10 protein-coding genes are annotated in these 12735 nt (G+C 66.3%); 8 read left to right on the plus strand and 2 right to left on the minus strand.

Features of this window, described 5'->3' with window-relative positions; genetic code table 11:
• Window positions 1-116 precede the first annotated feature (116 nt).
• The 6 genes from AS031_RS17725 to AS031_RS17750 all read left to right on the plus strand — a co-directional run bounded on the left by AS031_RS17725 (window position 117) and on the right by AS031_RS17750 (window position 8296).
• Window positions 117-1850, plus strand: a complete 1734-nt coding sequence (locus tag AS031_RS17725; RefSeq protein ID WP_058269488.1) for an ABC transporter ATP-binding protein — start codon at window positions 117-119, stop codon at window positions 1848-1850.
• The gene (locus tag AS031_RS17730) at window positions 1847-3970 is read left to right on the plus strand and encodes an ABC transporter ATP-binding protein (protein ID WP_371325996.1); all 2124 of its coding nucleotides are present in this window, start codon (window positions 1847-1849) and stop codon (window positions 3968-3970) included. The genes AS031_RS17725 and AS031_RS17730 overlap by 4 nt, the downstream gene beginning before the upstream one ends.
• A gap of 47 nt (window positions 3971-4017) precedes the next feature.
• On the plus strand, window positions 4018-4434 hold the full coding sequence (locus tag AS031_RS17735; RefSeq protein ID WP_058269554.1) for an acyl-CoA thioesterase: 417 nt from the start codon (window positions 4018-4020) through the stop codon (window positions 4432-4434).
• A 66-nt stretch (window positions 4435-4500) separates the two neighbouring features.
• Window positions 4501-4758, plus strand: a complete 258-nt coding sequence (locus tag AS031_RS17740) for a PLDc N-terminal domain-containing protein (protein WP_058269489.1) — start codon at window positions 4501-4503, stop codon at window positions 4756-4758.
• An 84-nt stretch (window positions 4759-4842) separates the two neighbouring features.
• The gene (locus AS031_RS17745) at window positions 4843-7074 is read left to right on the plus strand and encodes an McrB family protein (RefSeq protein WP_058269490.1); all 2232 of its coding nucleotides are present in this window, start codon (window positions 4843-4845) and stop codon (window positions 7072-7074) included.
• Window positions 7075-7102: 28 nt separating this feature from the next.
• Window positions 7103-8296 carry a 5-methylcytosine restriction system specificity protein McrC gene (locus tag AS031_RS17750; protein WP_058269555.1) on the plus strand — a complete coding sequence of 398 codons (1194 nt, stop codon included), beginning with the start codon at window positions 7103-7105 and terminating at the stop codon, window positions 8294-8296.
• Window positions 8297-8335: 39 nt separating this feature from the next.
• On the opposite strand, the gene AS031_RS17755 is transcribed toward AS031_RS17750, so the two are convergent.
• Window positions 8336-9991, minus strand: coding sequence for a sensor histidine kinase (locus AS031_RS17755; RefSeq protein WP_058269491.1), 1656 nt, complete (start codon window positions 9989-9991; stop codon window positions 8336-8338).
• A 94-nt stretch (window positions 9992-10085) separates the two neighbouring features.
• On the opposite strand from AS031_RS17755, the gene AS031_RS17760 reads away from it, so the two are divergent.
• Entirely contained in the window at window positions 10086-10850 is a 765-nt protein-coding gene (locus tag AS031_RS17760) for a response regulator transcription factor (RefSeq protein ID WP_176716569.1), read from the plus strand.
• On the opposite strand, the gene AS031_RS17765 is transcribed toward AS031_RS17760, so the two are convergent.
• On the minus strand, window positions 10823-11233 hold the full coding sequence (locus AS031_RS17765; protein WP_058269493.1) for an Hpt domain-containing protein: 411 nt from the start codon (window positions 11231-11233) through the stop codon (window positions 10823-10825). The two genes, AS031_RS17760 and AS031_RS17765, sit on opposite strands and share 28 nt — an antisense overlap.
• A 218-nt stretch (window positions 11234-11451) precedes the next feature.
• On the opposite strand from AS031_RS17765, the gene AS031_RS17770 reads away from it, so the two are divergent.
• On the plus strand, window positions 11452-12678 hold the full coding sequence (locus AS031_RS17770) for a glycosyl hydrolase (protein WP_141688863.1): 1227 nt from the start codon (window positions 11452-11454) through the stop codon (window positions 12676-12678).
• Window positions 12679-12735 lie beyond the last annotated feature (57 nt).

Genomic DNA, 12735 nt, shown 5'->3' on the forward strand with positions numbered 1-12735 from the left:
TCCGCTACTGCCTGGGGCCCGGGCGGGGGAGCGGTTTCCGGCCCCACCGTGAACAGCATCGAAAAGGTGGAATAAACGGGACTCCAATGTCAGTGGGCAACACTAGAGTTGAGACCATGCTCCTCACCCTCATACGGCGCTACTCCAAACCGTATTCCGCCTACATCACAGCCGTCATCGTCTTCCAGCTCGCGTCAACCATCGCGGCCCTGTACCTGCCGAGCCTGAACGCCCAGATCATCGATGAGGGTGTGGCCAAAGGGGACACCGACTTCATCTGGCGCACCGGCGCAGTGATGCTGCTCGTGGCCTTCGCCCAGGTGGCCACCGCCATCGCGGGTGTCTACTTCGGGTCCAAAACGGCCATGGCCCTGGGCCGCGACCTGCGCCGGGCGGTGTTCCGGAAAGTCACCAGCTTCTCCGCCAAGGACGTCATCGCCTTCGGCGCCCCGACGCTGATCACCCGTGGCACCAACGATGTCCAGCAGGTGCAGATGCTGATGCTGATGGGCCTGAACTTCATGGTGGCCACGCCCATCATGTGCATCGGCGGCATCATCATGGCTCTGCGGGAGGACCTCAACCTTTCCTGGCTGGTGTGGGTCTCGGTGCCGTTGCTGACCGTCGTGGTGGGGTACCTGGTGGTCCGGCTGATGCCGCTGTTCCGGTCCATGCAGAAGAAGATCGACCGCATCAACGCCGTGCTCCGCGAGCAGATCATCGGCATCAGGGTGGTGCGCGCCTTCGTCCGCGAACCTTACGAAACGGACCGGTTCGGCGCGGCCAACAAGGAGCTCACGGACGTATCGCTGAAGATCGGCGCCCTGTTCGTCTTGATGTTCCCCGCCATCAGCATGATCCTGCACCTCTCCACGGCTGCGGTGCTCTGGTTCGGCGGGCAACGGGTGGACTCCGGTGACATGCAGGTCGGCGCGCTGACCGCTTTCCTGCAGTACCTGCTGCAGATCCTCGTGGCCGTCATGATGGGCACCTTCATGGCCATGATGATTCCGCGCGCCTCCGTGTGCGCGGACCGCATCGGCGAGGTGCTCGGCGTCGAGCCCTCCATCCACGATCCCGAACACCCCGTGGCGCCCACGCAGCTCAGCGGCGTGGTGGAGTACAGGAATGTCACGTTCGCCTACCCGGGGGCCGAATCTCCGGTCCTGAGCAACATCAGCTTTACGGCCCGCCCGGGGCAGACGATTGCCATCATCGGCTCCACCGGCGCCGGCAAGACCAGCCTGCTGTCCCTGCTGCCGCGGCTTTACGACCCCGCGGAGGGGGAGGTCCTGCTGGACGGCGTCCCCGTGAACAAGCTGGACCGGGACGAGATCACCAAACGTGTAGCCCTGGTGCCGCAGCGGCCCTACCTGTTCTCCGGCACCATCGAGCACAACCTGCGGTTCGGCAAGACCGAGGCCACGGACCAGGAGTTGTGGGACGCGCTCCGGGTGGCCCAGGGGGAAGACTTCGTGCGGGACAAGAACAAAGGCCTCGCAGCGCGGATTTCACAGGGAGGCACCAATGTCTCCGGCGGCCAGCGGCAGCGGCTCTGCATTGCCCGGGCCCTGGTCACCAGGCCGCGGGTCTACCTGTTCGATGACTCTTTTTCGGCGCTGGACGTCGCCACCGACTCCCGGCTCAGGGCCGCGCTGAAGGACACCACCGTTGACGCCACTGTCATCATCGTGGCGCAGCGCGTCTCCACCATCACTGAAGCGGACCAGATCCTGGTCCTGGACAACGGCCGGATCGTGGACCGTGGAACGCATGAGGAACTCCTGGAGACCTCACCTACCTACCAGGAAATCGTCGAATCCCAGTTGAGCGTGGAGGAAATGGCATGAGCCCCCGCAGGAAGGACCCGGCGGTTAACGGGTCGATACCGGAGGACACCGCACTGGACACCGCCCTAGCGCAAGAGGGCACTGCACAGACAAGCACCGCACAGCCAGCCGCTACTGCGCAGCCGGCTGCCGCAGAGGACGACGACTTCTACGAGGAGGAGTACACGCCCTCCGAGGCAGACGGCGACATGTTCGGCGGCATGCCTGCGAAGAAGGCGCAGCACTTCTGGCCGTCGGCCAAACGGCTCATGGGCCTGCTGAAGCCTGAGTCGCTGGGCATTTCCGTGGTGGTGGCCATGGTGGTGGTCGCCGTGGTCCTCAACGTCATCGCCCCCAAGATCCTGGGTCAGGCCATGGATGTGATCTTCGGCGGCGTGGTGGGCAAGCAGCTGCCCGCCGGAGTGAGCAAGGACCAGTTCGTGGAAGGGCTGCGCCAACAGGGCCAGGACAACTTCGCGGACATGGTGTCGCGGATGGAACTGGTGCCCGGCACCGGCATCGACTTCGCCAAGCTGACCACACTGATTTCGGTGGTCCTGCTGATGTACTTCGTCGCCAACATCTTCCTGTGGCTGCAGGGCTACATCCTGAACCGCATCGTGATGAAGGTGATCCGCAAGCTCCGCGACGACACCGAGAAGAAGCTGAACCGGCTCCCGCTCAACTACTTCGACACCCGCCAGCGCGGCGACGTCCTTTCGAGGGTGACCAACGACGTCGACAACATCCAGCAGGCGCTGCAGCAGGCCTTCGCGCAGCTGATTAACTCACTGCTGACGGTGGTGGGCATCGTGATCATGATGTTCATCGTCTCCTGGCAGCTGGCCCTGATCGCCCTGATCGCACTTCCGCTCTCCGGCGTGGCCGCCGGCCTCATCGGGGTCAGGAGCCAGAAGCTCTTCGCCGCGCAGTGGAAGAACACCGGCACCCTTAACGGCCAGATCGAAGAGTCATTCTCCGGGCATGACCTCGTGCGTGTATTCGGCCGGGACGCTGACATGCTGGAACGGTTCGATGAGCGGAACGAGGCCCTGTACAAGGCAAGCTTCGGCGCCCAGTTCGTGTCCGGCATCATCTTCCCCGTCATGCAGTTCGTCTCCTACCTCAGCTATGTGGGGATCGCTGTGGTGGGCGGCCTGCGCGTGGCCTCCGGTTCCATGTCCCTGGGTGACGCCACCGCCTTCATCCAGTACTCCCGGGAATTCACGCAGCCCCTGGGCCAGATGGCAGGCATGGCCAACATGCTCCAGTCCGGCGTGGCCTCCGCGGAACGCGTCTTCGAATTCCTCGACGCCGACGAACAGGACGCCGAAACAGCCACCGAGCACCTGCCGGCGAGGACCGACGGGCACGTCGAGTTCCGGAACGTCACCTTCAGCTACACCGAGGACCGGGACCTGATCGAGGACCTGTCCTTCACCGCAGAGCCGGGCAACACAGTGGCCATCGTGGGACCCACCGGCGCCGGCAAGACCACCCTGGTCAACCTGGTGATGCGTTTCTACGAGTTGAACTCCGGCGCCATCACCCTGGACGGGGTGGACATTACGCACCTGAGCCGGTCCGAACTCCGTTCCAAGGTGGGCATGGTGCTGCAGGACGCGTGGCTGTTCGGCGGGTCCATTTACGACAACATCCGCTACGGTAACCTGGACGCCACCGAGGAACAGGTCATGGCTGCGGCCAAGGCCACCTTCGTGGACCGCTTTGTCCGGGCACTGCCCGAGGGCTACAACACCGTGATCGACGAGGAAGGCAACAACGTCAGCGCCGGTGAAAAGCAGTTGATCACCATCGCCCGCGCTTTCGTGGCCAACCCGTCGCTGCTGATCCTCGACGAGGCCACCAGCTCCGTGGACACCCGTACCGAGCTGCTGGTGCAGAAGGCCATGGCCGCGCTCCGGACGGACCGCACCAGCTTCGTGATCGCCCACCGGCTCTCCACCATCCGCGATGCCGATACCATCCTGGTCATGGAAAACGGCAAGATCGTGGAGCAGGGCAACCACAAGGCCCTGCTCGCGGCAGGCGGCGCCTACCACCGCCTCTACATGTCCCAGTTCTCCGGTGCGGACGCTGGGGAAGTGCCCGTGGATGATTCGACGGCGGTGCGCAGCTGAGCGGGCACAGGGGCCACGGCGGGCAGCGGATCGAAGTCCCCGTGGCCATGCGCTGGGGCGACATGGACGCCTACGGCCACATCAACAACGTGCAGATCGTCCGCATGCTGGAGGAAGCCCGCATCGGCGCCTTCGGGCCACCTAAGGGAGCCGGCCTGCCCGGCATCGAGCCGCAGGTCTCGCTGTTCAACGATGTACCGGACGGCACCATGGCCCTGGTGGTGGACCACAAGATCCGCTATGTCCGCACGCTGGAGTACCGCAACATCCCGGCCGTGGTGCAGGTGTGGATCGGCGCCGTGAAAGGCGCCAGCTTCGATATCCATTACCTGGTCCAGGACCCCGTCACCGGTGAGGACTGCGTCCGCGCCAGCAGCCACCTCGCCTTCGTGGACGAGGCCACCGGCAGGGTGCAGCGGCTGACCCCGGAACAGAAGGAACGCATGGCGCCGTACAGGCACTAAGCCTCTGGGCAGCAGCCCGCCCCGCCCAGTGGACTGGAACAACAAGCACCAGCGAAAGGAAGCCAGATGGCCAAGAACAAGACCCGCGTTGCCCGGAAGAAGAAGACCTGGAAGGAGATGTCGCCGTCGTCGAAAGCCGGAACCATCCTGGTGGCCATTGTCCAGATATCGCTGCTGGTCGCGGCCCAGCGGGACATCTCCCGGCGTCCCGCAGCGCTGATCAACGGGCCCAAGGCGGCGTGGCGCGCTGCGTCCTTCATCAACTTCGTGGGCCCCATGGGCTACTTCATCTTCGGCCGGAAGCACGCCGCGCCGCTCAAGTAAGGCGCGGCGGGCGGGGCGTCCGCGGCGGACGGTGCCAGGGGCGCTTTGAGCAGGCGCCCAGCTTCACCCTGTAAATTTGAACCCATGACCCCCGCCTCCACTGCTGCCATGACCCGCGCCCTCGGCATCTCGAAGGAGATCGAGGATGCAGCATGGTTCGTGCTGGGACCGGGCCTGCAGGGGAAGCCGTCGGCGCTGGACGGCAAGACCCTGACCTGGACCTCCGAGGCTGCCGCCGAGCTCCTGGACCGGCTGGAGCGCGGCACCCCGGACCCCAAGGCCCCCATGATGACCAACCTCCGGCAGAACCTGGAGGGCGCCACCCGCGAGGCGAAGCAGCTGGCCGCTGAACTGCTCTTCCTGCAGTCCCTGCCGCTGGCGCACGAGGTGAAGTCGCTCAAGGTCAAGCGCGCCCGCGTCGCGGAGGCGGCCTCCTGGCTCGAACCGCCCCTTGAGCTGCCCGAAGAGCTGTACCAGGGCATGACGGACCACGGCGTCATCAGGGACCGCACCGCGGAGTTCAACTGGACCATCTGGGACCACCTCACATGGCTCTGCCGCTTCGTCCGGCACGTGGACCAGCAGCCGCCGGCCGCCATCACGGCTGCCCTTCGCGATCCGCTGAAGTTCCATCGGCTGGCCGCAGCAACGCCCGGCGACCAGCCGGCCATCCGCCGCAGCATCGAGTTCCTCGCATGGCCCAGCTATTTCGAACCCGTGGTGGCTGACGTTGAGCGCCAGGAAATCAGGGACGCGTTCGCGTCACTGGTGGGCGGCGCCAAGGGGGACACCGAAGAGGACATCACCGCGGACATCCACCGCATCCGGCTGCACCTGGACGAACAGGCGGGCCAGCGCATCGACTGGTACGCCCGGCAGCTGGTCAGCCAGTGGCGCAAGGTGGGCGACCCCGGGCGCCGGGCCTGGCTGCTCCGGACCCACCACGACAATGCCGAGCTCCTCACCGCCTGGCGGGACGAGGAGAAGGTGACGCTCGACGTCGAACACCTCCGCCTCCTGGACCCCGGTGTTACCGCCGGGCTGGTCCAGCACGCCGTGGACGAGGACTACAAGCACCTCGGCTACGTGGAGCGTGAAGACACCAAGACCGCTGTCTTTGCCTTCCTCACCGTAATGAAGCCCGGCGACCTGGTCCTGTTCCAGCACGCCGGCACTGTCCGGCTCGGCGGCGTGCTGGGCGAACCCGAGTACAACGACGACAACCGCCGCCTTCGCCGCAAGGTGCGCTGGTTTGACGAGGGCCACACCACCACCAGCCTGCCCCGCCACGTGCAGCGCCAGCTGGCGACGCCGGGCTTCGTGGTGGACGTGACCCGGGTGGTGCAGGCGCTGCAGGCGCTCCTGCCGGCCGAAGCGGAAACGGAACCCGACGGCGACGCGGACGGTGCCGCCGTCGTGCCTCCCGCCCAGGAGGGCTTCAGCCCGCTGACGCCGGAATTCGCGGCCTCCCTGCACATGGAACTGCCGCCCCTGCAGGAAATCGCGGACCTGCTGGAGGAGAACCGGCAGCTGGTCCTGTACGGCCCTCCCGGCACCGGCAAAACCTACCTGGCCAAGCACCTTGCCGCCCAGCTGGCGGATGACACCACCGATGAACGGGTCAAGCTGGTCCAGTTCCACCCGTCCTACGCCTACGAGGACTTTTTCGAGGGCTACCGGCCGGACAAGACGGACGAAGGGCAGGTGTCCTTCAAACTGGTGGCCGGCCCCCTGCGGCGCCTGGCGGAGGAAGCCGCCAAGCCCGGGAACGAAAAGAAGCCGTACTTCCTCATCATCGACGAGATGAACCGGGCCAACCTGGCCAAGGTCTTCGGCGAGCTGTACTTCCTGCTGGAGTACCGGGACGACCGGATCTACCTGCAGTACAGCCCCAACGAGCCGTTCACCCTGCCGGACAACCTGTACATCATCGGCACCATGAACACCGCGGACCGGTCCATCGCCATGATGGATGCCGCCATCCGCCGCCGCTTCTCGTTCATTGAACTGCACCCGCAGACCGAACCCGTGAAAGGCTCGCTGCTGCGCTTCCTGCAGGCCCGCCAGCTGGACACCACTCCGGCGCTGCTGCTGGACGCCCTCAACAGCGCCATCGACGAGTGGGACCGCGACCTCATGATCGGACCGTCCTACTTCATGAAGCCTGCCGCCCAGACCCCGGCGGGCCTGCGGCGGATCTGGAAGTACGAGCTCATGCCGCTGCTGGAAGAGCACTACCACGGCCAGCTCACCCGGGCCCAGCTGGAGGAACGGTTTGGCCTGGACCAGCTGCTGGGACGCCTTGCGCCCCGCTGATTCCGGCGGCGCCCTGCGGCACCTGGTCCTGGACGAGCTGTCCCGCGGCATCGTGGAACGCCTTGACCCTGCCAGCGCGTCCTTCCTGAACTCCAGCGGCCTGGCCAAAGCCTCACCCATGGGGATGGGCCTGTACCGGATCGAACCCGTGGGCAAGGTGGGCTCCGTGCGCACCGGGTCGGTCCAGCTGGACGTGCGCCCCAAGGACCGGCTGGGGCTCAGCCGGCTCCTGTTCCTGCTCAGCTACGCGGGGGAGCAGGGCTTCCGGCCGGGGACGGTGGCCGCGCAGGAGGAGCACGAACTATGGAGCGCCCTGGCCGAGTCGCTGGCGCAGCTGGCTGAACGGGCCCTGGGAAGGGGAGTCCTGCAGGGCTACCTGACCGTGGACGAGTCCCTCCGCACCGTCAAGGGCCGCATCCGGATATCGGACCAGATCTCCCGCCGGCCGGGCATGCTGGTTCCGCTGGAGGTCTCCTACGACGAATTCACGGAGGACATCGCCGAGAACCGGATCCTTCGTGCGGCGCTGGAGCGAATGGGCCAGGTCCCGCGGGTCCGGCCGGAAGTGCTGAGCCGGCTCCGCCTGCTCAAGGGAAAGCTCGACGACGTCACCCGCCTTCCGTCCGGGGCCCCGCTGCCGCCGTGGAAACCCACCCGGATGAACCTGCGGTACCACGCCGTGCTGCGGCTCGCTGAGCTGATCCTGCGCAATGCGTCCGCGGAGGCCGGGCCCGGCCGGCAGCAGACGGCCTCCTTCGTCGTGGACATGGCCCGGGTGTTTGAGGATTTCGTGGGAACCGCCCTGCGGGAGGCGATGGCGGCGTACCCGGGCGAGCTGCGGCTGCGGTACAACGCCCTGCTCAGTGAGGCGGTGCGCGACAGTGACCGCCTCACCGTCCGGCCGGACGCGGTGCACATGCTGGGCGGCCGGCCCGTGGTGGCCTACAACGCCAAGTACAAGGCGGCCTCCGACGCAGGCGCCTCCCTGACCGCAGACCACTTCCAGATGCTGGCGCACTGCACCGCCCTGGCGGTGCCCACGGCCTGGCTGGTCTACGCAGGCTCCGGTGAGATGAAACTCCGCCGGATCATGAACACGGACATCGACATTGTGGAGTTTCCGCTGGACCTCTCACTGCCGCCGACGGAGATCCTGGCGTCCATCCGGGAGCTGGCACGGCAGTCCTGGGGCGAAGTGGTCCGGCAGCATTCCGGTGCCTAAGCCTGCCGGAACCGCAGGTTTCCCGCAGGCGTCCGCCTGCTAAACCGGTACGCGGAACGTGAAGGTTGTTCCCTTCCCCAGTTCGCTGTCCACGCCGATGGTGCCTCCGTGGGCCTCGACGATGGCCTTGCTGATGGGCAGGCCCAGCCCCACGCCGGGGATGGCTGTCCGGCGCACGTTGCTGGTCCGGAAAAACTTGGTGAACACTTCCCGGCTGTCCTCCGGCGTCATCCCCATGCCGGTGTCCGTGACCCGGCATTCAAGGTGTCCGTCCTGGCGTGCCAGGCGGACCAGGACGTTGCCGCCGTCGGGGGAGTACTTGATGGCGTTGGAGACCAGGTTGTCCAGCACCTGCGAAATCCGGGCACCGTCCACGTGCGCCTCCAGCGTGTCCGGGGTTTCGGCCTCCAGCACCACGCCTGCGGCGGTGGCCTTGGGCATGGCGGAGGAAACGCTGGCGCGCACCAGTTCGGCCACGTCCACGGTGTGCGGGGTGACGATCAACTGGCCGTTGCGGCTGGCGAGCAGGTCGGAGACCAGGGTGAGCAGCCGTTCGGAGTTCCGCCGGATGATCTCCAGCATGTCCCGCTGGGAATCGTCAGGCTCGTCGGCGAGCAGGATTTCCACGTAGCCCAGGATCGAGGTCAGCGGGGTGCGGAACTCGTGCGAAACGCTGGAAACGAAGTCGTCCTTCGCGGCCAGTGCGTTCACCAGGTCCGTGACGTCGCTGAAGGCGATCACCGATCCTGCGAACGTGCCGTCCGCATCCTTCATGGCCCGGGCTGTGGTGACGAAGGCCCGCTGGTCAGTGCCGGCGCCCAGCCAGACCAGGTAGTCCGTGAAAGTTTCGCCCAGCACTGCGCGGCGCACCGGGCGTTCCTGCACGGGCACCAGGGTTTTGCGGTCCGGGCCGAAGACCAGCAGCTGGGATTCATTGGGGTCCGGGTTGTCCTTGGGGCTGGCCAGGAGGTGGTTGGCCTTCTGTTTACGGTTCATCAGGACGTCGTGGCCGTCGGCATCGACGGCCAGCACGCCCAGGTGCACGGTGTCCAGGACGGTGTTCAGCAGCGACTCCTGCCGCCGGCTGCTGGCAAGGCTGGCCTGGAGCTGGGCGTCCTTCTCTTCGAGTTCACGCTGCTGGCGCATCATGCTCAGGGTGAGTACGCTGACCGACACGCCGATGCCGAGCATCATTACCGGCAGCAGCAGCGACCGGGTGAGGTCCTGCGGGGTGACGTTGCCCTTCAGCAGCAGGGGAACCCAGATGATGGCCAGGGGTGCCAGGAAGGACAGCCAGAGTGCCGTCCTGGGGTAGTAACCGGAGGCGCACAGCCAGATCACGGGGAACACCGCCAGCAGGCTGATGCCGGTCAGGCTGTCCTGGCCGCCTTCCCGGCCCACGGCGATGGACACGAAATCCAGCAGCGGAATAACCAGGAAACTGGTGTACGGAAGCCGTTCCCAGGGGACCAGGTAACACAGCCCCATCAGGACCAGCTGCGAGATGACGAATCCGGCGAAGAGCGGGTTGCCCATGGTTCCGGGGAAGAACGCCCACACCAAAAACACCGTCAGCAGCGTGGTGACGAAGAGCGGCATCTGGCTCATGGCCACCCGGTCCCGCAGCCGGTACTCATGGAACTGGCGGCGGAAGAAGCGCAGCCGCCCGGACTGCCACGCCGCCGGATCAGCCATGGGCCTGGAACTTTCGGATGAGAGGGTGCGAGACCATAGCAGCAGGATATCGGCAGCCGGTTATACTTCTGACGTTGGCTGCTGAGGGGGCGCTATGAGTGATGCACGTGTGGGACTTGTCATCGAGGATGACCACGACATCCGGGAACTGGTTCGCACGGTGCTGACCCAGGCCGGATTTGACGTAACTGTGGCCAGCAGCGGCGCCGAGGGCGTGCTCGTGGCCAAGAACATCAACCCTGATGTCATCACCCTTGACCTGGGCCTGCCTGACATTGACGGCTTTGAGGTGTCCCGACAGATCCGTGAATTCTCCGACGCCTACATCGTGATGCTGACGGCCCGCACGGAGGAGCTGGACACCCTGATCGGACTCGAGTCCGGTGCCGACGACTACCTGACCAAGCCGTTCCGGCCGCGGGAGCTCCGTGCCCGGGTTGCGGCCATGATGCGGCGGCCACGGTCCGCGCCCGAGCCTGCGGATGCCCCGGCAGAGGCGCCCGCCGAGTCCAACGGGCACCCGGAGCGCGGCAATTTCAGCCATAACGGCCTTGAACTGAGCTACGCCTCCCGCACCGTGCTGGTGGACGGCAGGGAGATGAACCTGACGCGCACGGAATTCGAACTCCTGCACGCCCTGCTGGAAGCCGGGCGGACGGTCCGCACCAAGTCCGACCTGGTGCGCCGGCTGCGGGACGAGGACTACGACGTCGGCAGCTACATCAGCGAAGCGGACGAACGGTCCGTTGAGGTCCACATGGGCAACCTGCGCAAGAAGCTCGGCGACTCCCCGCAGCAGCCGCGCTGGTTGCAGACGGTCCGCGGCGTCGGTTACAGGCTGGCACCGAGCGCGCACTGAGCCTGCAGCCGGTGCATGGTCTGCCGGCTGCACTGGCTGATGTTCCGCAGGAAAGCGGCAGCCAGGTGCGGAAGGACGACGGCGGCGTCGTCCTGGTGAGCTCCGGTGCGGATTTCCGCTTCCAGGGCGATGGCCAGTCCCGCCAGCCGCTCGGCGCCCACCATCTGGCTGGAGGTCTTCAGGCTAAGCACAGCGTCCACCGAACCGTCCAGGTCGCCGGTGGTCAGCGCCAGCCGCAGCTTGCTGATCCGTTGCGGCAGGCACTCGATGAAGTTCCCGACGAACACCCTGCAGTACCCTCCGTCCTCGTCGAGTTCTTCGCGGAGACGGTCCAGCACTGACTGGTCCACCAAGGGGAGGGGGGCGTCATCCGAGGGGCTCACGGGGGGTCCTTTCAGCTGACGTTTCACTCCGGCAGCGCGTCATCGGGGTGGGGCGGGTGTGCAATTTCAGGGTAGGTCCGCCGCTCCAGGGCCACCCTGGTTCGGGGAAGAATTGTGGGTTTCTTGATGACTCTGCGGTTTCCGCGCCCAATACTTGACCCAGTGCTTCCAGCACCACCACTTTGCGGCTGCGGCCGCCCGTCAGCTGGGGATGGGTTGTGTTTACGAAAATACTGCAGAAACTTGGCATCGCACTGTTCGTTGGTACCGGGCTGGTCCTCGCCGCGGTACAGCCTGCCGCGGCGGCCGCCGCTCCGGCAGCGATCACCTTGAGTCCGGCCTCCGGACCGGCCGGTTCCGCCGTGACGGTTGCCGGAACCGGGTTCAAGGCGGCCACCACGGGAACGGTGATCATCGGTCCAGCAACGTTCGCCTTCAAGACAGGAACCACCGGTGCCTTCAGCACGGGAGTGACGATTCCGGCCGCTTCCACCGGGAACGTCACCGTCACGGCGAAGACCTCGTCCATCAAGGCGTCAACCGTGTTCACGGTCCAGGCCGCGGCGCCGGAACCGCCACCAGGCGGCGCTGACATCCTGCGGTTCGGCGCTGCCACCGCCGGCGGGCCGCTGGCCACGGCGGAACTGGACGAGGTGGCAGCCGTCGCGGGGGAAACCCCGAGCATCATCCTCTCCTACAAGGACTTCCTCCAAGCCCCGCCGCTGGCCGAGCTCGACGCCGTGAACGCCAGGGGAGCCACGCCCCTGCTCACATGGGAGCCGTGGGCCTGGGGCGGCGGCGTTGACCAGGCGGCCTATGCGCTGGACCGGATCACCCTGGGCGACCATGACGCCAGGCTGCGCGAATGGGGCCAGGCCTTGGCTGCCTGGGGCAAGCCCGTGATGCTTCGCTTTGCGCATGAGATGAACGGCAACTGGTACCCATGGGCTGAAGGGGTGAACGGGAACCAAGCCGGTGACTACGTCGCTGCCTGGCGCCATGTCCATGACGTCGTCGCCGCCATGGGGGCCGCGAACGTCCAGTGGGTCTGGTCCCCGAACGTTCCGTACTTCGGCTCAACGGACCTTGCCGGGCTCTACCCCGGCGCGGCGTACGTGGACATCGTGGCCCTTGACGGCTACAACTGGGGCACCTCGCAGACGTGGAGCAGTTGGGCCTCCCCGCAGAACCTGTTCGGTCCGGGCATTGCACAGCTCCGCGCACTGGCCCCCGGGAAGCCGGTCCTGATCGCAGAAGTCGCCTCCAGCGAGCTGGGCGGCTCCAAAGCGGCCTGGAACACCGACCTGGTGTCCTACCTTTCCACCCAGGCCGACGTACTGGGCTTCGTCTGGTTCCACCTCCAGAAGGAAACAGACTGGCGGATCAACAGCAGCGACTCGTCGGCAGCAGCCTTCAAATCCGCCCTGGCGGCCCGAAGGGCATAGGGGACCGGCCGGCGGGGCTGCCCTCAAGACTTAGCAGGTGTTCCCGGCGGGAACACC

The organism is Pseudarthrobacter enclensis (assembly GCF_001457025.1).
Lineage (GTDB): Bacteria > Actinomycetota > Actinomycetes > Actinomycetales > Micrococcaceae > Arthrobacter > Arthrobacter enclensis.

Bases quoted from the DNA above. Each gene is read 5' to 3' on its own strand.
- AS031_RS17725 (WP_058269488.1), top strand. From the start codon at position 117: ATGCTCCTCACCCTCATACGGCGCTACTCCAAACCGTATTCCGCCTAC.
- AS031_RS17730 (WP_371325996.1), top strand. From the start codon at position 1,847: ATGAGCCCCCGCAGGAAGGACCCGGCGGTTAACGGGTCGATACCGGAG.
- AS031_RS17735 (WP_058269554.1), top strand. From the start codon at position 4,018: ATGCGCTGGGGCGACATGGACGCCTACGGCCACATCAACAACGTGCAG.
- AS031_RS17740 (WP_058269489.1), top strand. From the start codon at position 4,501: ATGGCCAAGAACAAGACCCGCGTTGCCCGGAAGAAGAAGACCTGGAAG.
- AS031_RS17745 (WP_058269490.1), top strand. From the start codon at position 4,843: ATGACCCCCGCCTCCACTGCTGCCATGACCCGCGCCCTCGGCATCTCG.
- AS031_RS17755 (WP_058269491.1), bottom strand. From the start codon at position 9,991: ATGGCTGATCCGGCGGCGTGGCAGTCCGGGCGGCTGCGCTTCTTCCGC.
- AS031_RS17760 (WP_176716569.1), top strand. From the start codon at position 10,086: ATGAGTGATGCACGTGTGGGACTTGTCATCGAGGATGACCACGACATC.